This is a genomic window from Microvirga arvi, from assembly GCF_016892765.1.
In the GTDB taxonomy this organism is placed as follows: Bacteria; Pseudomonadota; Alphaproteobacteria; order Rhizobiales; family Beijerinckiaceae; genus Microvirga; species Microvirga arvi.
Genome location: NZ_JAFEMD010000072.1, coordinates 1 through 24,592, shown reverse-complemented (window position 1 = coordinate 24,592; position 24,592 = coordinate 1). Strand labels below are relative to the sequence as shown.

Annotated in this window: 30 protein-coding genes and 1 tRNA gene; 15 read left to right on the top strand and 16 right to left on the bottom strand. The window is 62.9% G+C overall.

What is annotated here, in order from left to right:
- Nucleotides 1-557 precede the first annotated feature (557 nt).
- Entirely contained in the window at nt 558-1,037 is a 480-nt protein-coding gene (locus ILT44_RS26375; RefSeq protein WP_204242580.1) for a cupin domain-containing protein, read from the top strand.
- A 30-nt stretch (nt 1,038-1,067) separates the two neighbouring features.
- Here ILT44_RS26375 and ILT44_RS26370 read toward each other — a convergent pair whose 3' ends face one another.
- Nucleotides 1,068-1,979, bottom strand: coding sequence for an MBL fold metallo-hydrolase (locus ILT44_RS26370; RefSeq protein ID WP_204242579.1), 912 nt, complete (start codon nt 1,977-1,979; stop codon nt 1,068-1,070).
- A 444-nt stretch (nt 1,980-2,423) separates the two neighbouring features.
- Between ILT44_RS26370 and ILT44_RS26365 the strand changes: the two genes are divergently transcribed.
- Nucleotides 2,424-3,554, top strand: a complete 1,131-nt coding sequence (locus ILT44_RS26365; RefSeq protein ID WP_204242578.1) for a DUF2778 domain-containing protein — start codon at nt 2,424-2,426, stop codon at nt 3,552-3,554.
- A 471-nt stretch (nt 3,555-4,025) separates the two neighbouring features.
- Here ILT44_RS26365 and ILT44_RS26360 read toward each other — a convergent pair whose 3' ends face one another.
- Nucleotides 4,026-4,202 carry a hypothetical protein gene (locus tag ILT44_RS26360; RefSeq protein ID WP_204242577.1) on the bottom strand — a complete coding sequence of 59 codons (177 nt, stop codon included), beginning with the start codon at nt 4,200-4,202 and terminating at the stop codon, nt 4,026-4,028.
- A gap of 46 nt (nt 4,203-4,248) precedes the next feature.
- Nucleotides 4,249-4,617: a DUF6894 family protein gene (locus ILT44_RS26355; protein WP_204242576.1), complete on the bottom strand. Its 369-nt coding sequence runs from the start codon at nt 4,615-4,617 to the stop codon at nt 4,249-4,251.
- A 145-nt stretch (nt 4,618-4,762) separates the two neighbouring features.
- Between ILT44_RS26355 and ILT44_RS26350 the strand changes: the two genes are divergently transcribed.
- The 4 genes from ILT44_RS26350 to ILT44_RS26335 are packed head-to-tail and all read left to right on the top strand — an operon-like array spanning nt 4,763 to nt 8,008.
- Complete coding sequence (locus ILT44_RS26350; protein ID WP_204242575.1) at nt 4,763-5,884, top strand: alginate lyase family protein; 1,122 nt, start codon at nt 4,763-4,765, stop codon at nt 5,882-5,884.
- Entirely contained in the window at nt 5,871-6,122 is a 252-nt protein-coding gene (locus ILT44_RS26345; protein ID WP_204242574.1) for a hypothetical protein, read from the top strand. The genes ILT44_RS26350 and ILT44_RS26345 overlap by 14 nt, the downstream gene beginning before the upstream one ends.
- Before the next feature lie 3 nt (nt 6,123-6,125).
- Complete coding sequence (locus ILT44_RS26340; protein WP_204242573.1) at nt 6,126-7,079, top strand: carbohydrate kinase family protein; 954 nt, start codon at nt 6,126-6,128, stop codon at nt 7,077-7,079.
- Complete coding sequence (locus ILT44_RS26335) at nt 7,076-8,008, top strand: pseudouridine-5'-phosphate glycosidase (RefSeq protein WP_204242572.1); 933 nt, start codon at nt 7,076-7,078, stop codon at nt 8,006-8,008. The genes ILT44_RS26340 and ILT44_RS26335 overlap by 4 nt, the downstream gene beginning before the upstream one ends.
- Before the next feature lie 3 nt (nt 8,009-8,011).
- Here the strand turns inward: ILT44_RS26335 and ILT44_RS26330 are convergent, their stop codons facing one another.
- Together ILT44_RS26330 and ILT44_RS26325 are read right to left on the bottom strand one after the other, a co-directional pair.
- Nucleotides 8,012-8,926 carry a histone deacetylase family protein gene (locus ILT44_RS26330; protein WP_204242571.1) on the bottom strand — a complete coding sequence of 305 codons (915 nt, stop codon included), beginning with the start codon at nt 8,924-8,926 and terminating at the stop codon, nt 8,012-8,014.
- Nucleotides 8,927-8,954: 28 nt separating this feature from the next.
- Nucleotides 8,955-9,845, bottom strand: coding sequence for an MYG1 family protein (locus ILT44_RS26325; protein ID WP_204242570.1), 891 nt, complete (start codon nt 9,843-9,845; stop codon nt 8,955-8,957).
- A 207-nt stretch (nt 9,846-10,052) separates the two neighbouring features.
- Between ILT44_RS26325 and ILT44_RS26320 the strand changes: the two genes are divergently transcribed.
- The 6 genes from ILT44_RS26320 (at nt 10,053) to ILT44_RS26295 (ending at nt 13,335) form a co-directional block, all read left to right on the top strand.
- Nucleotides 10,053-10,265, top strand: a complete 213-nt coding sequence (locus ILT44_RS26320) for a heavy-metal-associated domain-containing protein (protein ID WP_204242569.1) — start codon at nt 10,053-10,055, stop codon at nt 10,263-10,265.
- 10 nt (nt 10,266-10,275) lie between these two features.
- Nucleotides 10,276-10,764, top strand: a complete 489-nt coding sequence (locus ILT44_RS26315; protein ID WP_204242568.1) for a DUF4396 domain-containing protein — start codon at nt 10,276-10,278, stop codon at nt 10,762-10,764.
- Between the two features lie 35 nt (nt 10,765-10,799).
- The gene (gene copM, locus ILT44_RS26310) at nt 10,800-11,183 is read left to right on the top strand and encodes a CopM family metallochaperone (RefSeq protein ID WP_204242567.1); all 384 of its coding nucleotides are present in this window, start codon (nt 10,800-10,802) and stop codon (nt 11,181-11,183) included.
- A gap of 146 nt (nt 11,184-11,329) precedes the next feature.
- Nucleotides 11,330-11,626 (top strand): hypothetical protein, encoded by a 297-nt coding sequence (locus ILT44_RS26305; RefSeq protein ID WP_204242566.1) that lies wholly within the window; start codon nt 11,330-11,332, stop codon nt 11,624-11,626.
- 160 nt (nt 11,627-11,786) lie between these two features.
- On the top strand, nt 11,787-12,284 hold the full coding sequence (locus ILT44_RS26300; RefSeq protein WP_372441257.1) for a DUF411 domain-containing protein: 498 nt from the start codon (nt 11,787-11,789) through the stop codon (nt 12,282-12,284).
- 40 nt (nt 12,285-12,324) lie between these two features.
- On the top strand, nt 12,325-13,335 hold the full coding sequence (locus ILT44_RS26295) for a ribonuclease Z (RefSeq protein ID WP_204242565.1): 1,011 nt from the start codon (nt 12,325-12,327) through the stop codon (nt 13,333-13,335).
- Nucleotides 13,336-13,338: 3 nt separating this feature from the next.
- On the opposite strand, the gene ILT44_RS26290 is transcribed toward ILT44_RS26295, so the two are convergent.
- On the bottom strand, nt 13,339-13,803 hold the full coding sequence (locus tag ILT44_RS26290) for a DUF2726 domain-containing protein (RefSeq protein WP_204242564.1): 465 nt from the start codon (nt 13,801-13,803) through the stop codon (nt 13,339-13,341).
- Between the two features lie 141 nt (nt 13,804-13,944).
- Here ILT44_RS26290 and ILT44_RS26285 point away from each other — a divergent pair, with 141 nt between their 5' ends.
- Both ILT44_RS26285 and mepK read left to right on the top strand, forming a co-directional pair.
- The gene (locus ILT44_RS26285) at nt 13,945-14,652 is read left to right on the top strand and encodes a L,D-transpeptidase (RefSeq protein ID WP_239468552.1); all 708 of its coding nucleotides are present in this window, start codon (nt 13,945-13,947) and stop codon (nt 14,650-14,652) included.
- Between the two features lie 158 nt (nt 14,653-14,810).
- Entirely contained in the window at nt 14,811-15,956 is a 1,146-nt protein-coding gene (gene mepK / locus ILT44_RS31790) for a peptidoglycan L,D-endopeptidase MepK (protein ID WP_204242563.1), read from the top strand.
- Nucleotides 15,957-15,982: 26 nt separating this feature from the next.
- Here mepK and ILT44_RS26275 read toward each other — a convergent pair whose 3' ends face one another.
- The 9 genes from ILT44_RS26275 to ILT44_RS26235 all read right to left on the bottom strand — a co-directional run bounded on the left by ILT44_RS26275 (nt 15,983) and on the right by ILT44_RS26235 (nt 23,773).
- Nucleotides 15,983-16,414 (bottom strand): RNA polymerase sigma factor region1.1 domain-containing protein, encoded by a 432-nt coding sequence (locus tag ILT44_RS26275; protein ID WP_204242562.1) that lies wholly within the window; start codon nt 16,412-16,414, stop codon nt 15,983-15,985.
- A gap of 162 nt (nt 16,415-16,576) precedes the next feature.
- Complete coding sequence (locus tag ILT44_RS26270) at nt 16,577-16,834, bottom strand: hypothetical protein (protein WP_204242561.1); 258 nt, start codon at nt 16,832-16,834, stop codon at nt 16,577-16,579.
- 139 nt (nt 16,835-16,973) lie between these two features.
- Nucleotides 16,974-17,050: transfer RNA gene (locus tag ILT44_RS26265), tRNA-Asp, on the bottom strand.
- Nucleotides 17,051-17,196: 146 nt separating this feature from the next.
- Entirely contained in the window at nt 17,197-17,421 is a 225-nt protein-coding gene (locus ILT44_RS26260; RefSeq protein ID WP_204242560.1) for a hypothetical protein, read from the bottom strand.
- Nucleotides 17,422-17,455: 34 nt separating this feature from the next.
- Nucleotides 17,456-17,959 (bottom strand): peptide deformylase, encoded by a 504-nt coding sequence (locus ILT44_RS26255; protein ID WP_204242559.1) that lies wholly within the window; start codon nt 17,957-17,959, stop codon nt 17,456-17,458.
- A 46-nt stretch (nt 17,960-18,005) separates the two neighbouring features.
- Nucleotides 18,006-18,401, bottom strand: a complete 396-nt coding sequence (locus ILT44_RS26250) for a VOC family protein (protein WP_204242558.1) — start codon at nt 18,399-18,401, stop codon at nt 18,006-18,008.
- Between the two features lie 475 nt (nt 18,402-18,876).
- A complete protein-coding gene (locus ILT44_RS26245) occupies nt 18,877-19,917 on the bottom strand; it encodes a hypothetical protein (RefSeq protein ID WP_204242557.1) in 1,041 nt (346 codons plus the stop codon).
- On the bottom strand, nt 19,917-22,811 hold the full coding sequence (locus ILT44_RS26240) for a penicillin-binding protein 1A (protein ID WP_204242556.1): 2,895 nt from the start codon (nt 22,809-22,811) through the stop codon (nt 19,917-19,919). Before ILT44_RS26240 ends, ILT44_RS26245 begins: the two co-directional genes overlap by 1 nt.
- 203 nt (nt 22,812-23,014) lie before the next feature.
- The gene (locus tag ILT44_RS26235) at nt 23,015-23,773 is read right to left on the bottom strand and encodes an SDR family oxidoreductase (RefSeq protein ID WP_204242555.1); all 759 of its coding nucleotides are present in this window, start codon (nt 23,771-23,773) and stop codon (nt 23,015-23,017) included.
- Between the two features lie 233 nt (nt 23,774-24,006).
- On the opposite strand from ILT44_RS26235, the gene ILT44_RS26230 reads away from it, so the two are divergent.
- Nucleotides 24,007-24,414: a DUF1236 domain-containing protein gene (locus ILT44_RS26230; protein ID WP_204242554.1), complete on the top strand. Its 408-nt coding sequence runs from the start codon at nt 24,007-24,009 to the stop codon at nt 24,412-24,414.
- Between the two features lie 74 nt (nt 24,415-24,488).
- On the opposite strand, the gene ILT44_RS32015 is transcribed toward ILT44_RS26230, so the two are convergent.
- A partial coding sequence (locus ILT44_RS32015) for a DNA translocase FtsK (protein ID WP_199051118.1) occupies nt 24,489-24,592 on the bottom strand: 104 nt, incomplete at its 5' end.

Here is a 24,592-nt window from a genome sequence, read left to right as displayed (position 1 = left end):
AGTGGAGCCCGGGATCCATAACCGGTGACGGCGCAGAACAAGGCGAGGCAGCCGTCGCGGGTTCTCGATGACGGTCGTGGCTATGGATCCCCGCCTGCGCGGGGATGACAGGGTCGAAGTTCGTGAGCCTCACCCACCTGCAGGATTCTCCGAAACCGTCGCCGTCGAATAGAAAAAGCCCAGGCTCCGGGGCGAACGGGCGGGGTGCCTTCGCACCTCCTGCCGCGCCTGCTACGGGCCTGGGCTAATCCGGGTCCAGACGGGCACCTGCATCGTCAGGCAGGCACAGGATTGGACCGGGCCGGAGTACATCCGTCCTGGCACGGTCCCATCGAGGCTGGCAGTGACGACCGCCGCTCTCGAAGTCCACAACAATGTCCGCTGGGTCAGACTGATATGGGGATTGAAACGCAATCCGCAAGGGGTGCGAAACCGCACGCTGCGAAGCCTCCCTTGCTTGACGACAGGCTCGGACGGACGGAACCTTTTCGCAGCGGCAGGATAGGCTCCTGGCCGCCTTGTATGCGTTCGCCCCGTCACCCATCCGGGAGGTCGCGATGCAGCCCCTCAAGCTACAAGCCGCCACGTTCGCCTCAGTCCTTGTCTTCATCCCCGCGCCGGCATTCGCGCAGCAGGCACAACAGCATGTCATGGCCAATGCCGGCGACGTCACCTGGAAGGACGGGCCTCCGTCCCTTCCCAAGGGGGCGCAGATGTCGCTCCTCTACGGCGATCCGACCAAGGACGGCGTGTTCGTGATGCGTCTGAAGTTCCCGGCGAACTACAAGATTCCGCCCCACACCCATGCGACCGATGAAGTCGTGACCGTGGTCAGCGGCACGTTCAACATCGGCATGGGCCCTGCGTTCGATCCTGGAAAGACGAAAGCCATCACCACCGGCGGCGTCATCGCCATGGCGCCGGGGACGCAGCATTACGTGCAGACCGAACAGGACACGGTGGTGCAGCTGAGCACGCGCGGCCCCTGGGGGATCGCCTACGTCAACCCGGCGGACGATCCGCGCAAGTCGCAGTAAGCCGCAACAGGCAGGGCGCGGGTTCGATCATCACTCGTCCCAGGGGGCGTTTGGAAGTGCGTCGAGGGGGATCTTGAGATAGCGCCTGCCATTGCTCTCGGGCTCCGGCAGGCGGCCGCCGCGGATGTTCACCTGGAGCGCATTCAGGATGAGCTTCGGCAACGGCAGCTCGCAGTCACGGCCCTCGCGCAAGGCCACGAACTCGTCCTCGGTCCGCGCCTTGAGGAGATGCCTGTTCTCGCGCCGCTGCTGGCCGACCGTGCTCTCCCATTGCGGGTCGCGGCCGCCGGGGCGGTAATCGTGCCCGGTGAACAGGCGCGTATCGTCGGGCAGCGCCATGATGCGCTGGACGCTCCGCCACAGCGCCCTGGCCGAGCCGCCGGGAAAGTCGGCGCGGGCCGTGCCGCTGTCAGGCATGAAGAGCGTGTCGTGGATGAAGGCGGCGTCGCCCACCCGATAGGTGATCGAACAGAGGGTATGGCCGGGGGAGAGCATCACCTCTACCTCCATGCTGCCGATCTTGAACCGTTCGCCGTCGGCAAACAGCCGGTCCCATTGCGAGCCGTCGGTCGGGAAGCTGTCAGACCAGTTGTAGATCCCCTTCCAGAGCTTCTGCACCTCCACCACCTTCGCGCCGATGGCGGTCGGAGCGCCGGTCCTCCTCTTCAGATAGTCGGCGGCCGAGAAATGGTCGGCATGCGGATGCGTGTCGAGGATCCATTCCACAACGTAGCCCTGCTGCTCGACAAAGGCGAGGAGCCCGTCCGCCGAGACTGTGGCCGTCGCGCCGGACTTGGGGTCGAAGTCGAGCACCGGATCGATGATGGCGCATGCTTTCGTCTCGGGGTCCGCGACCACGTATTGAATGCTGCCGGTGCGCTTCTCGTAAAAGGCCTTCACGATGGGGCGCACGGGCAGCGGGGACCCAGTCTCGGTGGGCATGGCGGGAACTCCTCTTCCACGGCAGGGGATGCGATCGGTCTCAGCCGTCCAGATCAAAACCGGTCCGTCGAAGCGTGACCTGAGGCCGTCGCGCTGGCAAGGCGCTGCCGGGCACCATTCAGGCGATTGTTGCGGCGACGAAGGCGAAGATCCCAACAGGGCTGGCCGACAAGCTTCCACTCGGTTCCGGACTGCGCAGCACTACGACAGGAGCGCCGCGACAACAAATCCAGGGATAGCCAGCAGTCTTGTGCATAAAAAGCAGCGAGACGTTGCGGTTACGCGCGGCGGATTATCGGGAATTTAACCAAACTGTCGTTCAATCGATGCCCAGTAGAAGTGTCGTTTTCGCACGACGGCGCCCCGTTCCTCGACGGTCACTCCGGCCTTCGTCACGGGGTTGAGCGCAACGTGCGGAACTCGAGTTGTTGCGTAGAGTTCGCCATGGCGCACAAGCCCTATTCCTCCCTCCGTAGCGCCCCGCTCCGCAAGCGGCGCAGCCTGCTTCCGACGGCTGTTCTCGTCGCAATCTCGCTCAGCCCCGTCGCCTATTTCGTCGATTTCGGCCAACCTCATGACCCGCCACCCGCTGCCTCCTCGGTCAGCGTTGCGAGCCCAGCGCCCGCGCCGGAGATTCCCAAGGCCGCCTCAGCCTTCGATCCGGCCCTGATCGATCCGACACTCGCACTCAAACCAGGCTCCCTCGCCTTCATGCACAATGCGCCGCTTCAAACGGCGTTCAGGCTGCAATCCCCGCAGCGCGAGGCCCGCATCCAGCCGCCGTCACCCCAGGAACCCGCTCCCGCACCTCAGGCTGCGCCGAGCATCGAGGTTGCGCAGGCCGTTCCGTCTGCGCCAGCCTTCGTACCCCTGCCGGTACCGCGCCCCGCCGATCTGGGAGCGCCGAAATCATCGGCCCCTCAGCAGGTGGCGAGGGCCGCGATTGCCGCCGCGACGCCCGTTCCTGTTGCTGCGCCTGCGGACAACCGCAACTTCATCGAGAAGCTCTTCGGCATCCGCCCCGCCTCCCCGCCTGACGCCGCACTGGGCTATGCGTCTCTGGACGCCAGAGGCACGGGCAGCATCTCACCCACCGCGCGCTTCAGCCCCGCCCCGACCGTCACAGGCGACGGAACGGCCGTCTACGACATCGTCGCACAGGTCGTCATCATGCCGAACGGCGAAAGGCTGGAGGCACATTCGGGGCTCGGCGACATGATGGACAATCCACGCCACGTGAACGTGCGCATGAAGGGCGCCACACCCCCGGGCACCTACGTCCTCACCGAACGCGAAGCGCTGTTCCACGGCGTGCGCGCCATCCGGCTCAACCCGGTGGGCGGCAGTGCAGCCATCTACGGCCGCGATGGCATCCTGGCCCATACCTACCTGCTCGGGCCGCGGGGCGACTCGAACGGCTGCGTGTCCTTCAAGGATTACGACCGGTTCCTACAGGCCTACTTGAGAGGCGAGGTGAAGCGCCTTGTCGTCACGGCTGGCCGTGGGCAGGACCTGCTGCCTCCGATGGCCGGCAGCCGCGCCGCACAGCCCAGACGCTTTGCTCGCGCGTTCTAAAGCATCGGACACAAAAGTGGATTTGCACTTTTGGGACCCATCCGATGCTTCCTCCATGAATTAAGAGCATCGTTGGCCGCGGAAAACCGGGCCCACTTTTCACTGACGTGGCCCTCCGGGTCCGCACGATGTTCTAAGAGCCGCGGATCCCGCGGGAGCGTCCGATCGTCCGGATAGGCCATCGAAGAAGGGAACAGTGGATAGACGTATCTTTCCACCTGCCATGCGCGCATAGTGCTTCAGGATAGGAGGACGTCATGATTCAGAAAATCAGGTCCTACATTTCTTTCGAAAACGAAGCGTTTGCCATTGCCACTCTGGCATTTCTGTTCTGCGGAGCGGTGATCCTGGGATTTATGTAATGCTCTCCCAATCCCTGATCGCGCTGATGCTGATCGCCGTCATCGTGGCGGTATACGTTCTGATGATCAAAACCCCATAGGCGATCTCGCTGACGGACGAGGAGATCACCTAGGATGAGGTATCGTCATGCTGCCGATCCGGCGCCGGGATGTCGCTGTCGCCGTAGCCTCGCCGCCCATCGAGCTTCACGCGTGCAGGCGGAGCGGGCCGACCTCTCAACGATTGGGCAGCCTTCCAGACGGCGTTGATGATGCCTTGGGTAAAACCGATGGTGTTCTTGCTCATGACAGGTTCGCTTTCCTATGCCCCTTTCGAACGGGATTGCCTTGCCCTATGAGCCCTTCGTCTCAAGCGCTTCGGAGAACCTGACCGTCAGGACCGGGTGATTGGTTCTGTCCGTGATTTCGAAGCTCCATCCCCGGCGATCCTCGCCCTTGAGGCCACCCTCGGCAACGATCCTGCGCGCCTCGGAGAGCGCCTGATCACGGGCAGCCTGAAGACCGGGATGCGTGGATCCTTCGGGATCATCGATGAGGCCGTCTTCAGTTCTGACGTTGAAGTAATAGAGCGCGGGATGCCTTGCAGTCGGCGATAACGAGGCGCCGTGAGCGCGATGGTGCCCTGATCGGGGCGCTCCGCCCTCGTTGTCCCACCGTTTGAGATCGTTGCGCGAACTCGGATGCTTGGGAGCATTGCTCATGAGGTGACGCTACCGCAATCCTCAGGCTTTTTCGTGACGACCCGTCAAGGGTGGATCATGGCAATGCGGCTCAAAAGGCCACCCCTCTGGCTTTGCGCTCCTCCGGGCCTACTTCATGAGCGAGTTTGTAAAAGGGAGAGACGGCATGGCGGCTCATCGGCGATCAGGAAAGGGGCGGGCCATGCCGCGCCTTGTCTTTCTTCCCGCTACGGTCCTTCTCTTCGGTCTCATGGGAACCGTGCCTTCTCACGCTCAGGGGCCCGGCTATCTCGTGCCGGCACCGGCCGCGGACAATGTGCGGGCAAAGCCCAAATATGAATGCGACGCGCCGGGCGCACCCGTAATCACTCTCGATACCCAGAGCAAGTACAAGCAGGACGACACCCACCGCGCAGCGATCGACGAGGAGGCGGAGGAAGCCTATTCCGAGGCGGTCGAGCCGCTGCGCATCTATGGTCGCAATCTTGTGAAGATCTCGAATGCTTACGTGAAATCGAACCCGAAGAACACGGCAGCCGCCGCCTGCGCTCTCACCTGGCTCGACGCCTGGGCTTCGGCGAACGCCATGACCGACATGCGCTCGAAGCAGGCGCATTTCAATCTGGGCCAGGCGCTCGGCGGCTTCGCACTGGCTTACCTGCAGGTCCGCAATGCGCCTGGCCTCGCAGACGAGCAGAAAAGGCGCGTCGAGACGTGGCTCAGAACTCTGGGCCGGCAGCTCGTGGCCTTCATGGATAAGAACACCGCAACATCGAGCCGGAACAACCATCGCTACTGGGCAGGCCTGAGTGCCGCCGCCGCCGGTCTCGCCGCCGACGACAAGCCGCTCACCCGATGGGGGATCGACTCTGCCCGGATCGGCCTTGCGCAGATCACTCCGGAGGGCACCCTGCCGCTCGAACTCGATCGCGGCAAGCGCGCCCGCGACTACCACATCTTCGCCGCCGAGCCCCTGGTCGCCACCGCCGAGCTGGCGCGCAGCCAGGGCATCGATCTCTATGCAGAACATGGCGGAGCGCTGCAGCGGCTTGTGGAACGGGTGCTCGCTGCTCTCGACGATCCGTCCTTTTTCGAGAAGGCCACGGGCTCCAAGCAGGAACCCTATCCCGGCGACGGCACCGTGCCGGCCTCACGCATCGCCTGGCTCGAGATCCATCAAAGCCGCCGCCCCTCGCCCGAGGCCGAGGCCGTTCTAAGCGAGAAGCGTCCCACAGGCTCCAGCGAGATCGGCGGGAACACGACGCTGCTGTTTCATGGTGCAGAATGAAGGGTTATGCTTTCACGATCCGCTCGCACTCCAGTTCCTGCAGGGTCTCGGCATTGGGACCCCGCGCCACAAGGGCGGGCAGCAGTTCCGCCGAAACCCCTATGTCACGGGCCAGCGCGTATCTCTGATCCTTGTTCAGAGCGTCGAGTTCGTGCGCCTGCGCCCAATTCGCCTGCCATTGCAGCTTGCCCGGCGTTTCGGCATATCCTCTGTGCAAGAATTCGGAGAGCAGGTCTGACGCATGAGGCCGGGGATCAGCAGCATCACATGCATCGGCGGGGCAGCCGTGGACCGGAAGTACCGGGCTTTTGAGCCGATCCGTCAACGAACCTCCAATCCCGTGACCTCCGGGCTTTCCTTCGGCGGGGTGGCTCGCAACGTTGCGGAGAATATCGCACGCCTCGGGACGACGGTGTCCCTCGCATCAATCCTCGGCAATGACGAGAACGGCCGCGCCCTGATTGAGGATCTCAAGCGTCTCGGCATCGGCACGCATTGCATGGCGATCTCGGACACCCATCCCACGGCGGAATACGTGGCGGTCCTGCAGCCCGACGGCGAACTTGCGGTCGGCCTCGCCAACATGACGATCTTCGACGAACTTACCCCTGCCCTCCTGCGCAAGGCGGAAGCCGATCTTCAGTCGGCATGGATCTTTGCCGATTGCAATCTGCCCGCCGAGACTCTGCACGCCCTCGTCGAGATCGCGCACCGCCATTCGCTCATGCTGGCCATCGATGCGGTCTCGTCCCCGAAGGTCACGCGCCTCCCGCGGGATCTGACCAGGGTCGGGCTGCTGTTCCTCAACATCGACGAGGCCCGTGCCTATCTGGACCGAGCCGGGTCGTCCCCGGAAGAAGCAGCCGACAGCCTTCGGGCATACGGATCTGAGCGCATCGTCTTGACTCTCGGCGAAGCGGGGCTCCTTGCAGCAGATTCCTCTGGAACCCGGCGGGTCGAGGCTATTGGCGCTAGGATCGTGGATGCGACAGGTGCAGGTGATGCCCTGATCGCTGCCACTCTCGTGGCGCTCCTCCAGGGTCGCTCCCTCACCGATGCCGCCCGCCTCGGCACCGCAGCAGCCGCCCTGACCGTGGAGAGCACCACCAGTGTCCGTCCGGATCTGTCCATCTCCATGCTGGAAACCACATTGTCCCTTAGAGGCGGTGCGGCCATTGAACGGGAGCCCTCATGACGCACGATATCTCCGGCCGTTTCCTCGAAGTTGCTCCCGACGTGCAATCGGCCCTCGCCAGGGGCGAGGCGGTCGTTGCGCTCGAATCCACCATCATCACCCATGGCATGCCCCATCCGCAGAACGTCGCCACCGCCCGTGAGGTGGAGACGGTGGTGCGCGGGAACGGAGCCATGCCCGCAACCATCGCGATCATCGAAGGGCGCATCAAGGTTGGGTTGTCGGACGCTGAACTGGACTGGCTCGGGACGGCGAGCGACGTGATGAAGCTGAGCCGCGCCGACCTTCCCTACGCGGTCGCCACCAGGCGCCACGGGGCCACCACGGTCGCCGCGACCATGATCTGCGCCCACCTCGCCGGCATCCGGGTTTTTGCGACGGGAGGCATCGGCGGCGTCCATCAGGGCGTCGAGGCTACCATGGACATCTCGGCCGATCTCGACGAACTCGCCCGCACGCCTGTGGCCGTCGTCTGCGCCGGCGCGAAGGCCATTCTCGATCTGCCGCGGACGCTCGAATATCTCGAAACGCGCGGCGTGCCTGTGGTCGGCTATGGCACGGACCGCTTCCCGGCCTTCTGGAGCCGCACGAGCGATCTGCCCGTTCCCCTGCGCCTCGATACTCCCGAGGCGATCGCCGACCTGATCCGCACCAAGGAGACGCTCGGCCTCACCGGCGGCGTTCTCATCGCCAATCCGGTTCCGCAGGTCGATGAAATTTCTGCCGATGAGATGACGGCCTTCATCGATGCGGCCGTCACGGAGGCAAAGGCTCGCGGCGTTGCGGGCAAGGCCGTGACACCCTTCCTGCTGTCCTATCTGTTCGAGAAGACCGGCGGGCGAAGCCTCGCCACCAACATCGCGCTGGTCAAGAACAACGCGGCGCTCGCAGCGCGGTTGGCTGCGGCGCTCGCCCGCACAGGGATCTGAAGATCACCCGTTCGCCTCGCTCCAGGCAGCCATGGCCTCAAACACGATGGCATGGCGCCGGGCCAGGGCGTCGACGTCCGTCGCGTAGCCGCCGCCGATGACGGATACCATCGGGATGCCGCGGCTGCGCGCCTGCTCGATGACGTAGGCATCCCGTCGCCACAGGCCCGCCTCGGAGAGGTCGAGCCGCCCCAGCTTGTCGTCGCGGTGCGGGTCGATGCCGGCATTGAAAAAGACGAGATCCGGTTCGAGCGCATCGAGAAGGCGCGGCAGATGGGATTGCAGGACATCCAGATAGGCATCGTCCTCCATGTGGTCCGGCAGGCCAATGTCGAGATCGCTCGGGATCTTGCGCACGGGATAGTTCTTTTCCGCATGCATGGAGAAGGTGAAGAGATCCGGCTCATCGCGCAGGCAGTCGGCGGTGCCGTCGCCCTGATGAACGTCGAGATCGACGATGAGAGCGCGGTGGATCGCACCCTCACGCAGGAGAGCCTTCGCGGCGATGGCTACGTCATTGAAGACGCAGAAGCCCGCTCCGGTTTCCCTCTGCCCATGATGGCTTCCGCCGGCCGTGCTGCCGGCAAGACCGTGCTGGAGAGCGAGCCTTGCGGCCAGCAGCGTTCCGCCGGCGGAAGCGCAGGCGCGGCGCACCACGCTTTCGCTGACGGGAAGACCGATGCGCCGCTCGATCTCGCGGGGAACGGAGCAGGCGAGGACCTGATCCACGTAGGCGCGATCATGGGCCAGTGCGATCAGTTCCGCAGAGGCCTCCTGCGGCACGACGAACCCGTTGGGAACGAGGCCTTTCTCCACCACCACTTCCGCCAGCCGTCCATATTTCCGCATCGGGAAGCGATGAGCATCGGGAAGCGAAGCCACGTATGCCTTATGGGAGACGATGGGGACCTGCTTCATGGCTCAATCCCTATGCATGAGGCCCTGATCAATGACCTTCGGCGATAGCCTTCTCAGCGAGCCGCATAACGGATTCCTGCGAACGGGCTCCGCAGATGAAGCCGCTCGGATGGCAGAAGACGCCGTCTTCGATCCCGGCAGCCTTCGAGAATTCCGCATCCTGCAGGCCACGCCAGGACTCGGGCAGCGACAATCGCTGGCCGAAGGAGTTTGGCTCGGGCGGAATGGTGCGGCAGTACCAGGCGGTCAGATCCTCGTTCGGGTAGATCACGAAGAGGAGATCGCTCAGGCCGCCGTGAAAGACTGCCTTCTCCCACGGCAGCTTGCGGTCGAGAACGATCACGCGGGGATCCCGCGCCTTCCGGGCCGCCGCCATCACGAGAGACAGGGCCTGCGCCTCGGCATGGGCCTGCCGGCAGGCCCGGACCAGGATTCCCCTGGCGAAATCGGCGGCTTCAAGGAAAGCGTCGTCATAGGACTGCTTGCTGTCCCAGGTCGGATTGAACGCCTCGATCAGCAGCGCGAGATGCCCTTGGCTGGCCGAGGCAATGCCGTTGTCCGCCTGATCGATCGCGAGGATGAAGGTTGCATCGATGTCCTGCCAGACCGAATCCAGCACGTTTTCGCCGATGCCCGGGACGAGCCGAGGCAGAGCAGCCCGACCGTAATCGCGCCAGATGAGACCCACCGAGCTGTAGGGTGTTCCGTCAGCCCGGCGGGGAAGGTCCCGCATGTGGTGGTCATAGCGCCCCGTGCCGGGATCGTAGATCCCGCCCACGTCGAAGACGATATCGGCAGAGTCGATCAATGCCGTATCGCGCGTCCTGATGAAATCAAATGCGCCCAGGGCGTCGCGCAGGACGGAGAAAGCAAAGACATCGTCGGCATGAAACGTGCCGCTATGGGTTACAATCTGCATCGTCCTATCCCCGACCTCCGTCGGCTACTCCGTATTGTCTTCCGTGCACTCCGCGATAGCAGAGCTACCCGAACAAGATAAGCCGCTTCAAGCCCATCCTTTATGGCTATCACGGATAAACTCGAACAAACTTACTCGACCTGCTTGACCTTCCCATCGTAGGAAGGCCTAAAGCTCTCGGGACCTTGAGATGAAAGGATCCCGACCATGCGCTTTTTCCACATTCCCGGCATGAACTGCGGCGGCTGCCTTCGCGCCATCACCCGGGCGGTTCAGGCCTTGGACCCTCAGGCCCGGGTCGAAGCCGACCTTGAAGCCCGCACCATCAGGGTGATCTCTTCGGAAAGCGAAGCTTCGCTTCTGAACGCATTGAGCAACGGGGGCTACCCGGCACAGCCCCTGGTTCATCCTGTGGCATGAGGAGGCGAACATGCCGACCGATGACCATTTTCATCATCACCACGGCGCACCGTCCAGGGCCACCCTGAACCGGACCGCTCTGAGCGCAACGATCCATTGCCTCACGGGCTGTGCCATCGGCGAGGTCCTCGGACTCGTGGTCGGCACGGCCCTTGGCTGGGGAACGGGACAGACGATCATCCTGGCCATCGCTCTCGCCTTCCTGTTCGGCTACGCGTTGACCATGCTGCCCCTGCTCCGGAGCGGACTGCCCTTCGGCACAGCGCTCGGTCTGGCATTGGCTGCGGATACGGCCTCCATCACCATCATGGAAATCGTGGACAATCTGATCATGCTGGTCATTCCGGGAGCGATGGATGCCGGCCTCGGCACCCTGCTCTTCTGGGGAAGCCTTGCCGTAGCTCTGCTCATCGCCGGCGCCTTCGCATTCCCGGTCAACCGCTGGCTGATTTCCCGCGGACGGGGCCATGCCGTTGTGCATTCCTTCCACGGACATTGATCCTACATCATAGCCCAACTTTCAGGAGAACGATCATGAAGCACCGCATCCTCATGGCCATTGCAGCCATTGTGATCCTGCCCTCTCTCGCTTCCGCCCAAGGGGCGCATGGAGGGCATTCCGGCCACTCCACCCCTGCCCAGACGGCGAAAACGCCTGATACGCCCGCGACACAGGGTTACCGGCAGGCCAACGAGAAGATGCACAAGAACATGGACATCGCGTTCAGCGGCAATGCCGATGTCGATTTCGTGCGTGGGATGATCCCCCACCACCAGGGAGCCATCGACATGGCGAAGGTCGCTCTCCAGCACGCAAAGGACGAGCAGGTCCGCAAATGGGCCGAGGCTGTCATCCGCGAGCAGGAGCGTGAAATTGCCGAGATGCAGGCCTGGCTCAAGACCAAAGGTGTTCAGTAATATCGATACCGATCGTAACCTCGTTCGAAAATCAGACCGCTTCCCGCGATAGCTTTTCTCGCCATCCCTTGTATCAGGGTCCTGCCACGAACAGGCGGGTGAAGCGTTAGTGGATATCCCCTGCGGGCGAATGGAAAGGAAGAACGATGTTCACGCTTACGATCAGCGACAAGCCTGTTGCCATCACCAACGCGAATGAGGAGGAGGCCCGCGAACTCCTCATGAGCGACGAGTTCAAGGAGGATCTCAAGATCCTCGAAAGCGAAGGCGCTCCTCTTTGGGATGGCTTTGCCGGCCTGAACGTGAGACCGGCGACGGACGAGGAAAAGGCCGAATTCGAGGAGGCTGACTTCGACGAGGACGAGGACGATGACGAAGAGGAAGGTCCTTACATCATGTTCCTGGTCGACGTGACCGATCCCGATGAGGACGATGCCGGCTAAACGCCCAATGGCACGGCAATCCTGCTGACAGGGCAGGTTCAAGCACAGTCGGTCCGGACGCTCCGGGCCGACATACCGGAGCAGACATGTCGGTCTTGGTCTTGCCACCGTTGAAAGACTCTCCGAGGACATTGGAGCAACAGGATCGAAGGAGGCTGACATGACATCCCACCAGCCAATCAGCATGATCAGCCGAAGGGCGCTGCTTGCTGGGTTCGCCGTATCGACCCTCTCCATGACGGCACGGGCTGCTCCGGCCGCAGAACCCATGCCGAAGATGCTGGTGACCAAGGATCCGACCTGTAGCTGCTGCACCGCCTGGGTCGAGCATATTCGAGCAGCGGGTTTCGATGTCGACGTGGTCGAGTCGCCCGAAATCAATCGCCTGAAAGCCCGCCTTGGGGTGCCTCAGACCCTTGTCTCCTGCCATACGGCTGAGATCGGCGGTTATGTGATCGAAGGGCATGTTCCGTCAGAGATGATCAAACGCCTTCTGGCCGAGAAGCCGGAAGGCAGGGGCTTGGCCGTTCCCGGAATGCCTATGGGATCTCCCGGCATGGAGGTCGAGGACATGGAGCCTGACACCTATGAGGTGGTCCTCTTCGGCCCTTCCGGACAGCGGACCTATGCCCGTTACAGAGGCGGCCGCGAAGCCTAGCGGAACGGGAACACTCCGGGATGCGGACCGTTGGCCCGGCATGCGTTGGCTTGTTCAACCCCGCCTCGTGAACGATCCCTTCAGCGACCCAGGCCTCTACCTCGACTTCCGCTATGGCCGCCGGGCCATCCTGTTCGATCTCGGCGATGTCAGCCCCCTCTCCTCCCGTGAGCTCCTGCGGGTGAGCCACGTCTTCGTCTCCCATACCCATGTGGACCACATGGCAGGGTTCGACCGGCTCTTTCGCCTCTGCCTGCACCGCCCCTCTCCGCTGATCCTCATCGGCCCGCCAGGATTCGCGATGCAGGTGGAACATCGAATCCGGAGCTTTACCTGGAATCTCCTTGACGAGAACTCAGTCGATTTCCGCCTGCGCGCCATGGATTACGACGGCAGGCGCCTGACGAAGGCCTCCGAGTTCCATGCCCGCGAAGCCTTCGCCCGCCGCGAGATCGAACCACCCGTCTTTCCTGACGGAATGGCCTGGATGGAGGATGAGTTCAGGATCGAGGCGGTGGCCCTGGACCACGGCATTCCCTCACTCGCCTTCGCCCTGCGGGAGGTGCTGCAGGTGAACGTGTGGCGCGGGGTGCTTATCGAGATGGACCTTGCTCCCGGTCCGTGGCTGAACGAGGCCAAGCGGGCCGTGCGCCTCGGCCTGCCCGACGACCATGCCATCGCGTTGCCGGACGGCGGATCCATCCGTCTCGGCGAACTGAAGCATCGTGCTCTGCGCGTGGCTCCCGGGCAGGTGGTTGCCTATGTCACTGACGCCGCTCCCCACGAGGACAACCGGGTCAGGATCCTTCGATTGGCCGATAGGGCCGACCAGCTCTTCATCGAAGCGGTGTTTCTGGAATGCGACCGCCCTCTGGCTATGGCGTCTCACCACCTCACGGCCTGGGAGGCCGGAGCCCTCGCCCGGGAGGCAGGGGTCCCGCATGTCACCCCCTTCCACCATTCGGCGCGCTATCTGTCGGCGCACGATGTCCTGCGGGAGGAGCTTTACGCGAGCTTCGCCGCGCCAGCCCAGGAGGCGAGATCCGCCTGATTCCTACCGGGGATTGAAAATGGCCTCGTGGATCTGCCGCGGATCGGGCCTGCGGCCGGAATTGAACCGGATCACGCGGTAGTCGCACGCCTTCAGGACCTTGTCGCGCTGAGCATCCTTCCTGGCATCGTGGGAGCGGTCGTCGAGTTCGACGATCGCGAGCACCTCCAGATCCTGGACGACAACCCAATCGACACGGGTATTGGAAATGCGCTTGAACGCGACCCAGAAGGCGCGGCTGCCCTCCTTGGCGTCGGGCCGGACGAGTGCGAGGATCGGAACCTGCGGCCAGATCTGGCAGTCGGGACAGGCGGCGAGAAGGCGCTGGTAAAATTCCCTCTCGTTCTCTGTCATGATCGCGTGGCGACGGTAGCGCGGCTTGCGCGTCCAGAAGAGGACGAGCGCCCATGTAACAGCAAGCGCGGCAATGCCTGCCAGCCACGACCACGGAAGGTTCTCGATCGTCATTGCCTGTCTCTGCCCTGCGCTCGCTTAAATGTGAGCGGTCTAGCTTGTCCTTGCCTGCGAAGCATAGCAGCTACCATGAAACCGGAACGCTTGGTCCTGCGTCTTCTTACTGTCGAGTTAAAGAACACCGGGGAGACAACGATGGACCTCAGCCGCCGAACCTTCCTCCTTGGAGCGTCAGCCACCGCCATGGGTTCCAGCCTGCCGGCGGGTTCCACCCTCGCTCAGTCGATGCGGGACATGTCTGCCTATCAGCGCATGTATGCGCCGATTGATGATGACCTCTATCCGGTGCCGGGCATCGAGCTGTCCCGCATCAATCCGGCCTATCTCCGGCGCGTGGTGCAGTACGACACCACCGAAGCTCCGGGGACGGTCGTGGTCGACCCGCAGAGCCGCTACCTCTACCTTGTCATGCGTGACGGCATGGCCGTCCGCTATGGCGTCGGGGTCGGACGCTCGGGATTCGGCTGGTCCGGCGCGGCGACCATCAAGGACAAGCAGGAATGGCCCGACTGGTACCCGCCCAAGGAAATGTTCGCGCGCCAACCCGAACTCATGGAGCAGATGGGCGCATTGCCCGGAGGTCATGGCATGCCCGGAGGTCCAGGAAACCCGTTGGGCGCCCGCGCTCTCTACCTTTGGCAGGGCAACAAGGATACGCTCTACCGCATCCACGGCACCTTCGAGCCCTGGACCATCGGAACCAACGTCTCGTCCGGCTGCATCCGCATGATCAACCAGGACGTGATCGATCTCTACGACCACACGCCGACAGGGACGAAGGTGGTCGTCCTGTCCTCGCCATCGAACCGCCGCAGGCGCAATCAGACCGCCGCCCGCATCTGATTAAGCAAATAGGCACGGTTTGCGCCTATTTTTGCCATGGTTAACGATCACACGTCGCTCAGGGACGCGGGAATTAACAAACCATGGCGGGAAATTTCGCCCGATCCACGCGATCGGCCGGCGGACGGAAGTCGATCTCTGTGCCGAATTGCAGACGCTTGTTCGGGAAGAAGGGAGCCCCTCGTCCCGTACTCGGCCTCCTGGCAGCGGCCTCTGCCCTCCTGACGCTGGCATCCGTTCCAGCGCAGGATGCTGCGGCATTCGGGGAAACGCGCACGCTCAGCTTCTTCCATACCCATACGCAGGAAAGACTGACCATCACCTTTCGCCGGAACGGCAGTTTCGACGAGGGCGCCTTGAGCCAGCTCAACTGGTTCCTGCGGGACTGGCGGGTCGAGAAACCGGCGCAGATGGACCCGCGCCTGTTTGACATCCTCTGGGAGGTCTACCAGGAATCCGGCTCCTCGCAGCCCATCAACATTATTTCCGCCTACCGGTCGCCGGAGACCAACGGCGCCCTGCGCCGCAGGTCCAGCGGCGTTGCGGAGCACAGCCAGCATATGCTCGGCAAGGCCATGGATATCCGCCTGCCCGACGTGGAGACGGGCCGTCTGCGCGCCATCGCCATGAAGATGCAGTATGGCGGCGTGGGCTACTATCCCTCATCCGCCTTCGTCCATGTGGATACGGGCAATGTGCGCGCTTGGCCGCGCATGACGCAGCAGCAGCTGGCGCAGCTGTTCCCGGACGGGAAAACCCTGCACCTGCCCTCGAACGGCAAGCCGCTTCCCGGCTATGAGCTGGCAAAGGCCGAGGTCCTGTCCCGCAACACCGCCCTGGCCACGCAGGCCTCGGCCGGAGGCGGTCCCTCCGTCGGCAGCCTTTTCGCCAATCTGTTCGGGCGCAGGAACGCTCAGCCGGCGCCGCAGGTCGAGGCTAAACAGCCGAGTGCAGGCACGGTGGTAGCCTCTGCCGATCCGCAGAACATCGCAACGGTCGCTCCGGCGCCCCTTCCGCCGCAACGTCCCAAGAACATCATGCTCGCGAGTGCTGCCCTGCCGGATCAGGCGGGTGATGCGATCGCTACGATGGTTTCATCTCCCAATCCAACCATCGCTCCCGCACCGGAGCCCGTCCTGGGCTATGACGAGAAGGCTGCCGTGAAGGCTCTGTTCGATCCTCGGACGGCATTCCTAGATCTCGGTTTCACACCTCGCATCCAGCAGGAGCTGAGCCCGACAAGGTTTTCCGGACCGGCCGTCAAGCCGCTGCCCGTCATTGTACAGGCTGAGGCCGAACTCTGAGGCGAAGCGTCTGCCGGTCTGAGGGATCAGACGCCGAACAGCATCACAAGGGCGACCATCAGGCTCAAAACCAGGAACCCTGCAATGGCAACGGCCCAATGCGCCGCCCGCCTTTCCTGCCCGGCGAAGGCGGGTGGCTCAGGCTGCGCCGGAAGCGCCTTCTGGAGAGGAGCGGTCCGCTTCTTCATCCTGGCGGCCGCAGCGCGATCCGGGAACGGGATGATTTCCGCGCTTCGCAACGGCGCCTGAAGCGGCTTTGCATTCGAAGTGACGAGGCTGTCGTCCAGTTCCACCGGCACACCGGCTTCTTCCAGGTGGACGACGATCAGAGCGATCTCGTCCGTGCTCATGGAATGGATTGGCAGGTTGGTCTCAAGATCCTGAACGGTCAATTGACCCTGCTTGCGCCCGAGGGAGATCAAGCGGTCCAGGGTATTGCTGTCGAGCGCCTGCTGCATGAGGGCACCACCCCATTGTGGCTGTTGGGCGGAGAAGCAGCCAAGGCCACTCCGAAGGTTCGTCGAGCTAACGCGACACTGGCCCGAGACGTTGCAGCAGGAGAACGCCTCTCATGCAATTTTGAAGAAGCTTTAGCCTAAAGGATGATGAGGCCGACGCGCCTAGTTCTTCGTGGCTCTCGAGGATTCCTGGAGGGCTTCCTTCTCGCGTTTGACCTGTTCCGACAATTGCTCGGCGATGGCCACAAGCTTGCCTGCCATGAAGTGCTTGCCGTGCAGTTCCACCTGACCTGCCAGTCCTACGGTCAGGAGGGTCTCGAAGACCGTATCGGCCGGGAGCCCCTTGCGGATCAGGTCGATGGCGACCTTCTGCCATTGATCGGACAGCTGCTCGCGGATTTCGGAAATATCATCGCTCATGCCGGGACCATACACGAACCGGCTCAGGTTGTCGCGTCCGGCTCCATATGCCGGATCGGTAAAAGCCGATATCGGACGACTGACGTGTGAAAGCGCTTTTCTGGATTGGAGGGGATGCGCATCACGGCTTGAGGGAGAGTGGCGCGGGCGACGGGGCTCGAACCCGCGACCTCCGGCGTGACAGGCCGGCACTCTAACCGACTGAGCTACGCCCGCGCATTTCTCCTGCGTCACCTGCCGGAGCAGGCATTTCCGCGATGGAGGCGCGCTCGTACCGGTGATTGAGCACAGTGTCAAATGGTGTTTGGCTTATCCCCAAGGAGCGGGATGCCGCACGGGAACCCAAGCTTTCCCAGCGGATGCTAATCCCTGGTGCTGATCGAGAAGACCTCGTAGCCGGCTCCGTTGAGCACGCGGACAGATTCGATCTCGGGATCGCGGGATTGGGGCCGGCGCGCCAGAGAGAACACCTTCCTGGCACGCTCCTTCGCTTTGTCCAGGGAGTCCGCGCGGACCATGATCCGGCGGAGGACACCGCCGCCCGCCTCCTCGGAAGCCACGGACTCGATTCGATAGATCTCAATCACGTTCCTCAAAACTCCACCACCAGAGTCCCCACCATCAAGCCCTGATGCGCTGGAGCTTCTCGAACCGCTTGATAAGCCGGTCCCGCTTCAATTTCGATAGACGGTCGATCCAGAAGATGCCGTCGAGCTGATCGATCTCGTGCTGGAGGCAGACCGCCATCAGGCCTTCCGCCTCCTCCACGCGCTCTACGCCGTCGAGGCCCCTGTATCTCACCCGCACACGGGCATGACGCTCGATCTCATCGCTGACGCCCGGCATGGACACGCTTCCCTCCATGTGCCGGATCATCTCGGGCGTCGACCAGACGATCTCCGGATTGATGGAGATATGCGGCTCGGCACCGGCTTCCAGCTGGATGACCACGAGCCGCCGGAGAATTCCGATATGCGGTGCGGTGATGCCGATGCCGGGAGCCGCATGCATCGTTTCCGTGAGGTCCTGCGCCAGCACCCGGACCTCCTCGTCGATGTCGGCGATCGGCTCCGCCTTCCGGCGCAGGCAGGGATCGGGAAAGCGGATGATCTTACGGATGGCCACAGGGGTCTCTTGGAGCGGGGAATGGATGAAGCATTGACGGTTCAAGCTACTGGTAGCGGCCACCGCGCTGGAGCACCTCGATCTTGTAGCCGTCAGGATCCTGCACGAAGAAGAATCGGGCGAGCGTCCTGCCCTCAAGCTTCAATTCCCTCGGCGGCGTTGGGTTGAGACCAAGGGCTTCGAACCGGGCATGCTCTGCCTCGTGGTCATCCACGGAAAGCGCCAGGTGCCCGTAGCCGTCGCCGATCGCGTAGGGCTCCGTTCGGCTATGGTTGATCGTCAGCTCGAGTTCGAACCCGCTTTCCTCATTGCTCAGATAGATCAGCGTGAAGCCTTCGAAGGCCAGGCGCTCAATCACCTTGAGGGCGAACGCCCGCTCGTAAAAAGCAAGCGAGCGCTGCTTGTCGAGCACCCTGATCATAGAATGAATGGCCTTAGCCATGGGAGGGCACCTTTGCAGTTCCGATTGCTCCACCGGCAGGGCAGAGGCGAACCTGATCTCATGTTTGATTCAGGGACATAGCAGCGGGAGGATCGGAACGGAAGGACGGCAGTGCCCGACCTCTCGCATCCGCTCAAAAAAGCCTTCCTCGATCTGCACCGAGGAAGGCAAGTCGGGAGGAAGAAACGCTGACCGAAGGCTCCAACATCCTCAAGAAGCGGTTGTTACGCCCATATGGCGTGCGACCACACCTACAATGGAGGAGCCGAACCTAGTCACAGCCTCAATCGTGGCGCAATCAAGGAAAATTGATGCCTGCCAAGGTTCGAAAATGAGGAGCCCGAAGGAACATTGAACAAGCTGAACACTTGGTTTGGCACGGAGGCACCATTCCCCGCAACCCCTTGTCGCCTCCGCAGACTCACAGCCCCGTTCAGCCTCATGTGAACGGGGCTTTTTCTGATTCCGGATAGGCTTACTGCTCGATCAGATCGGCAATGGCCCGGATGCGGTTACGGACATATTCGGGAAGTCCCGCGCTAATGGAATTCCCGGAGTTGAACGAACTCCTGCCCATCAGAACCTGTGCCGGAATCAGGTTGCGCAGCACGGGAACGTTCTCGAATTCCTTCTTGCGTTCCAGCACATCGGTCTCAACCGCAAGTGCCATGAAGACTGTCGCAACAGTCCTGTTCGGGTCGGAAGGATGCTCCTGAAGGATCGCCAGCAGCTTTCCGAACTGCATCACCTGGTTCACGCTGAAGATCGTCTGCTCCAGAACTCCGGCAACGGGAGTCTCCAGGGCGGTCAGCTTCGGCAGGCCGGCACGGTCGATATCTTCGGGCGGCAGCACGCGGATCTCGGTCTGGAATTCCATAAATTCCGAAATCTTCTTGCCCCCCTCCTCCAGCTTGTTGGCCAATCGGATACCGACCGGCAGCTTGCCTTCGAGCGGGTATCGGGACTCGATGCAGAGGCTGCCGGGAGCCTCGCACCAGCGGCGGTTCGGATGGCGATTATGGGCACTCTGGGGATCGGCCTGCGGCGCAGCCTGCTCGGCCGAGATGCGGCGGTGCTTGATCGAGGGATCGATCTTCTCCAGCGTTTCCAACCGTCTGAAGCGGGCCAGATCAACGGAAGCAGGCGCCTTGGCGATCAGGAACCGGGCCTCCACCACATACATGTGGAGCTTTTCCGTGTAGGATTTCGGGATGCCGTGCACCGAGACCCTGATGGTCGGCTCGGAATAGCCTGGGAAGAGGCTCAGGAACTGTTTCTGCACGGGCCGCCCACGTCCCCAATCCTCGAAGCGGATCAGCCCCGTTCCTGCATCGGTCAGCTTGTCATCGCGGTGATCACTGAAGACGATGGTCCTCGGCTTCAGCCTCGCCGGGGCAACGGCTGTAACCGACGGCACCTCCTCGATCCGGAACTCCTCCCCCGCCGAACCTCCCGCCGAGGCAAAAAGTGCTGCAACGGCGATCAGAGCGCGCCTGACGAAAATCTGCAAAGCCATCAATAAACCTGTCCGTTGCGCCAGAAGTAATCCGGATCGATGCGCCGGGGCCTGCGGGGAGCCTCGTCCTCCCACCACCAGCGGAAGCCACGCTCGGGCTCGGCCTGACGGCGTGAGGGCGGAGCGCTCTGGCGCAGGCTGTCGAGCCAGCCTGGCCCTTGGGCATACGGACCGTCCTCATAATAATCCGGTCCGCCACGCTCCTCCCCATCGCTCCAGGGATCCGGATTGCGGAAGGCATAGACCTCGGATTGCGGCACGAGACGGAACTGTGTCTCGGCGAGGCGTCCGAACCAGTTCAAGCGGAAATACTCCATGAAACCTTTCTGCCCGTTCGTCAGCCGGTCGCCCGTATTGAGATCGATCGGCATGGCAATGAGCTGCTTGGCCGCCTGCGGCGATGGCGGGCTGAGCGGAGCCTTCGGCGCATGGTGCTCCCAGGCGGCCTGAAGGATCGACTGGAAGATGGGGGCCGCCACCTTTCCGCCGGTCTGACCGCGCCCCAAAGTCCGGCGCTTGCCGTCTGCGTTGTCATGCCCGACCCAGACGGCAATGGTGACGTCGTTGGTGAAGCCGACGAACCAGGCGTCGTTCTCGTTGTCCGACGTTCCCGTCTTGCCGGCGGCATAGGGAGCGAGCGCCTTCAGGGAACGCGCCGTGCCGCGCTCCAGCACCCCCTGCAGCATCGTCTTCAGCTGATAGAAGGCGGTGGGATCGGCAGAACCGAGCCGCACGAGCGAACTCGCCTTGCGGCTGTAGACGGTCCGTCCGTTCTCCTCCACCGCCTCGATGGCATGGGGCGCCGGCATGGCGCCTTCATTGGCGATCGCCGCATAGAAGGCGGCAAGATCGAGGATGCGCACCGGCTGGGCGCCGAGCACGAACGGGTAATGGGGCGTGCATTCGAGATAGAGCTGCGCCTCGAGAGAGAGCTCGCATACCCGCTTCAGGCTTCTTTCCGGAGTCGACTCGATGCCTCCGTCGAGGAGACGCGCCGTCACAAGGTTCTTGGAATTCTCAAGCGCCCTGCGAAGCGTCATGATGCCGGAGCGTCCGCCGTCGAAATTCTTCGGGCTCCAGTAGTCTCCCGACCTCGCATTCGCCTCGCCACTCACAGGTGGCAGGGTCACAGGCGCATCCCAGATCAGGGTGTTGGGCTGCAGCCCCTTCGACAAGGCAGCGAGATAGGTGAGAGGCTTGAAAGCCGAACCCGGTTGACGATGAGCCTGCGTCGTCCGGTTGAGCTGGCTCAGGGGATAGGAAAAGCCGCCCGTCATGGCGAGGATGCGACCGGTCCTGTTTTCCAGAACGACGGCGCCACCCTGCACGGATGGAGGTGTTCTCAGGTCGGCACGAGCCGTCCCCTTGCCTTTCTGCTCCACGGGCTGAACGCGCACCACGTCATAAAGCTTGAGATCGCGACGGGCCGCTTCCCAGGCATTCAGCGGCAGGACACGCCCGTCGGCAAGACCGACCCGCAGAACACTGGCCCCCGTCTTCCGGTCCTTCCCCTTTTCGATCACCACAGCCGCAGGCCAGTGCACGTCGTAGAGCGGCAATCGCACCGCTTCCAGGGCCTGCTTCCACGCCGGAGAAGCCGGATCCTTCGTGTCGGCGAGCGCCTTAACGGCCTCCGCGAGGTTGGCCTCGGCTCCCTGGTAGCGTTGCCGGCCGACGCTCAACTCGTAACGGGCAAGCCCCTCCTGCAGGGCAGCCTCGGTTTCCTGCTGCAGAGGCGCATTAATGGTGGTGCGCACCGTGTAGCCGCCGGCGGTGAGCTTATCGATGTCGGCGACGGTACGGGCATCGCGGTTGACATGGTCGACGAAGTGGAATCCCATCGTCCTTCGGGTACGTTCGACCGCAACCCGGTTTGGCAGGAAGGCAACAGCCTGCTGCACCTGTTCGGGCTTCAGGAAGCCGTCCTCCTGCATGCGGCTGAGCACATAGGCCATGCGTTCCTGGGCGCGCTCGGGTTTCGTATCGGGATTGTAGTAGTTCGGCCCCTTCGCCAACCCGGCGAGAAGAGCCTCTTCGGCAACCGACAGCCCTTTAGCGCTCTTCCCGAAATAGCTCTGCGCTGCCATCTCGATGCCCCAGGACGAGCGGCCGAGATAGATCGAGTTGAGATAAATCTCGAGGATCTCCGCCTTGCTGAGCACGCGCTCGATGCGAGAGGCTACGATCATCTCCCGCATCTTGCGGTCATAGGTGACATCGTCACCCACGAGCAGGTTCTTTGCCACCTGCTGAGTGATGGTGGAGCCTCCTGCAGGCCGGCCGGAACTGGCCATGTTGCCCATGAAGGCGCGGATCACGCCGCGTTCGTCGATGCCCCGGTGCTGATGGAAGCGCTTGTCCTCCGCCGAGACGAAAGCCTGCTGCACGCTCTTCGGAATGTCCTGCAGGGGAACCCATATGCGCCGGTGGTCGGGCTCGAACACCTCGGCAAACCGCCTGCCGTTTCCGTCCAGGATCACGCTGACACCGGGCAGTTTGAGCCCTTTCAGCTTTCCTGCATCGGGCAGCCCGGCAACGGCGGCGTTGTAATAGGAGATCACCTCGCCAAGATCGACCGGCGAAGGCTCAACCGTCTCTCCTTTGCAGAACTGGCGGTAGCTCGCATGCAGGTCGTTGAAGCTCAAGCCCTGCAGGACCTTCAGGTCCCCGGTCACGGCCTGCGGATCATCCATGGCCGTGGCGATCAGATCGTCGAGATTGATGTCCTCGATGTCGAAAGCCCGGCGCATATGGGTGCAGCCGCTCTTGAGAATCTGCGCCACCTCACCCTGATCCCGGGCGGGATCGAAGCTCGTCTTGACCGTGTCCGGAGCAACGAGAACCTGGCTCAAGGTCAGGGCCGTTGCAAAAACCTTGACGAGGATCGCGCTCATTCCGTCGCCATCATCGGATCAACACCCCACGAGACATCATCAGGCCGAACATTCTGCTCAGGCCCGGCATCGAAACGAATCCTGCATGGGGATTCCTGAACGGAAGCCATACACCAGGGCTGATTTGGGACCGGTCCTAGGAGGAAGATGGGGCGGCCGAGCTTACATCCCAGATGCAGCCGTTGCGGTCACGGCAATGTGTCTCACCCCCGTCCGACGAACGGCATCTTCGTCGCCATGACCGTCATGGTGAGAACATTGGCATCGAGGGGCAAGCCGGCCATGTAGACCACGGCATCGGCCACATGCTTGGGATCGATCCTGGGCTCGGGCGCCAGAGTGCCATTGGGTTGCAGCACGCCTTCCGTCATCCTGGCGGTCATGTCCGTAGCGGCGTTGCCGATGTCAATCTGGCCGCAGGCGATGTCATAGGCACGACCGTCGAGGGACGTCGATTTGGTCAGCCCCAGAACGGCATGCTTCGTCGCCGTGTAGGGCGCCGAAAGCGGCCGCGGGGCGTAGGCCGAAACTGAGCCGTTGTTGATGATCCGCCCGCCCCTGGGGTTCTGATCCTTCATGATCCGGAAGGCTTCCTGCGTACAGAGGAATGTTCCCGTGAGATTGGTATCCACCACCTGCTGCCATTGATCAAAAGGGATCTCCTCCAGCGGAACGGCCGGAGAGCCGATGCCGGCATTGTTGACGAGGAGATCGAGCCTCCCGAAGGCCTGCTTCGTGGCTTTGAATAGGGCTGCGACCGATGAGGGGTCCGTCACATCGGCCGGCACGACGAGGGTTGAGGCACCCTCACCGGCGATTTCCCGCGCCGCAGCTTCAAGGGCCTCCCGCCGGCGTCCCGCCATTACGACGCTGTAGCCGGCCTTCAGAAGGCCCGCACAGATGGCCCGGCCCACTCCGGTGCCGGCGCCCGTCACAATCGCAATCCTGGAGCGTTCCGCCATCCTGCCCTCCCTGGGCCCTAGCCACATCTGCCATGAGAGATGCATTTGGGAGCAGGAACGGCAAGGATGAAAATTCTTCCTGCTCACACCTTTCGATCGTGTGGCCATACGACGGCTGATCTTGATGACCTGCGGAACAGCCAGGCATTCCAGCGCGACTTATATCGCTCAAGTTCAGGGAACCGGCCAAGCTTTCCTGCGTTCGCATGGTGCTACTCGGAAAGGAATCCGTCATGCGCAATCATGTCCTAAACTCGGCTGCTCTGTTGACTCTCCTGGCTCTTCCCCTTGCTGCCTGCCAGAGCGGCACGACCGCAGGCGCTGCCGGCGGCGCCGTAACCGGTGCCATCGTCGGTGGACCTGTCGGCGCGGTGGTCGGCGGCGTCGCCGGTGCGGCGGTAGGCGGCGTGCTCTCGGCCGAGGAATCGACCCGCGTCCGCAGCTATGTGGTCACGGAGCGGCGTCCTTCGATCCGCGTCTCCGAGCAGGTGGTCGTCGGCCAGCCCCTGCCGCCGCGCGTCAGACTCTACTCCGTTCCGCCGACCGTCGGCCTGCGGAACAACTATAGCTACACGGTCGTGAACGATCAGACCGTACTCGTCGATCCGCAGACCCGGACTGTCGTCCAAGTCATCGAGTGATCAGGCAGCATCCTCAGGAAACAAGAAAGGCGGCTCTCAAAAGCCGCCTTTCTTGTTCGTAATCTCCAAACGGATCAGTCGTCCATGTCGAGATGCGTCATCAGGATTTCTCGTTTCCCGGCGTGGTTTGCGGGTCCGACGATGCCCTCCTGCTCCATGCGTTCCATGAGCGAGGCGG

Bases quoted from the DNA above. Each gene is read 5' to 3' on its own strand.
- ILT44_RS26250 (WP_204242558.1), bottom strand. From the start codon at position 18,401: ATGGCTAAGGCCATTCATTCTATGATCAGGGTGCTCGACAAGCAGCGC.
- ILT44_RS26285 (WP_239468552.1), top strand. From the start codon at position 13,945: ATGGACCTCAGCCGCCGAACCTTCCTCCTTGGAGCGTCAGCCACCGCC.
- ILT44_RS26340 (WP_204242573.1), top strand. From the start codon at position 6,126: ATGAGGCCGGGGATCAGCAGCATCACATGCATCGGCGGGGCAGCCGTG.
- ILT44_RS26295 (WP_204242565.1), top strand. From the start codon at position 12,325: ATGCGTTGGCTTGTTCAACCCCGCCTCGTGAACGATCCCTTCAGCGAC.
- ILT44_RS26360 (WP_204242577.1), bottom strand. From the start codon at position 4,202: ATGAGCAAGAACACCATCGGTTTTACCCAAGGCATCATCAACGCCGTC.
- ILT44_RS26325 (WP_204242570.1), bottom strand. From the start codon at position 9,845: ATGCAGATTGTAACCCATAGCGGCACGTTTCATGCCGACGATGTCTTT.
- ILT44_RS26320 (WP_204242569.1), top strand. From the start codon at position 10,053: ATGCGCTTTTTCCACATTCCCGGCATGAACTGCGGCGGCTGCCTTCGC.
- ILT44_RS26335 (WP_204242572.1), top strand. From the start codon at position 7,076: ATGACGCACGATATCTCCGGCCGTTTCCTCGAAGTTGCTCCCGACGTG.
- ILT44_RS26315 (WP_204242568.1), top strand. From the start codon at position 10,276: ATGCCGACCGATGACCATTTTCATCATCACCACGGCGCACCGTCCAGG.
- ILT44_RS26365 (WP_204242578.1), top strand. From the start codon at position 2,424: ATGGCGCACAAGCCCTATTCCTCCCTCCGTAGCGCCCCGCTCCGCAAG.
- ILT44_RS26330 (WP_204242571.1), bottom strand. From the start codon at position 8,926: ATGAAGCAGGTCCCCATCGTCTCCCATAAGGCATACGTGGCTTCGCTT.
- ILT44_RS26355 (WP_204242576.1), bottom strand. From the start codon at position 4,617: ATGAGCAATGCTCCCAAGCATCCGAGTTCGCGCAACGATCTCAAACGG.
- ILT44_RS26230 (WP_204242554.1), top strand. From the start codon at position 24,007: ATGCGCAATCATGTCCTAAACTCGGCTGCTCTGTTGACTCTCCTGGCT.
- ILT44_RS26350 (WP_204242575.1), top strand. From the start codon at position 4,763: ATGGCGGCTCATCGGCGATCAGGAAAGGGGCGGGCCATGCCGCGCCTT.
- ILT44_RS26345 (WP_204242574.1), top strand. From the start codon at position 5,871: ATGGTGCAGAATGAAGGGTTATGCTTTCACGATCCGCTCGCACTCCAG.
- ILT44_RS26245 (WP_204242557.1), bottom strand. From the start codon at position 19,917: ATGGCTTTGCAGATTTTCGTCAGGCGCGCTCTGATCGCCGTTGCAGCA.
- ILT44_RS26270 (WP_204242561.1), bottom strand. From the start codon at position 16,834: ATGAGCGATGATATTTCCGAAATCCGCGAGCAGCTGTCCGATCAATGG.
- ILT44_RS26375 (WP_204242580.1), top strand. From the start codon at position 558: ATGCAGCCCCTCAAGCTACAAGCCGCCACGTTCGCCTCAGTCCTTGTC.
- ILT44_RS26240 (WP_204242556.1), bottom strand. From the start codon at position 22,811: ATGAGCGCGATCCTCGTCAAGGTTTTTGCAACGGCCCTGACCTTGAGC.
- ILT44_RS26305 (WP_204242566.1), top strand. From the start codon at position 11,330: ATGTTCACGCTTACGATCAGCGACAAGCCTGTTGCCATCACCAACGCG.
- ILT44_RS26370 (WP_204242579.1), bottom strand. From the start codon at position 1,979: ATGCCCACCGAGACTGGGTCCCCGCTGCCCGTGCGCCCCATCGTGAAG.
- ILT44_RS26300 (WP_372441257.1), top strand. From the start codon at position 11,787: ATGACATCCCACCAGCCAATCAGCATGATCAGCCGAAGGGCGCTGCTT.
- ILT44_RS26235 (WP_204242555.1), bottom strand. From the start codon at position 23,773: ATGGCGGAACGCTCCAGGATTGCGATTGTGACGGGCGCCGGCACCGGA.
- ILT44_RS26275 (WP_204242562.1), bottom strand. From the start codon at position 16,414: ATGCAGCAGGCGCTCGACAGCAATACCCTGGACCGCTTGATCTCCCTC.
- copM (WP_204242567.1), top strand. From the start codon at position 10,800: ATGAAGCACCGCATCCTCATGGCCATTGCAGCCATTGTGATCCTGCCC.
- ILT44_RS26290 (WP_204242564.1), bottom strand. From the start codon at position 13,803: ATGACGATCGAGAACCTTCCGTGGTCGTGGCTGGCAGGCATTGCCGCG.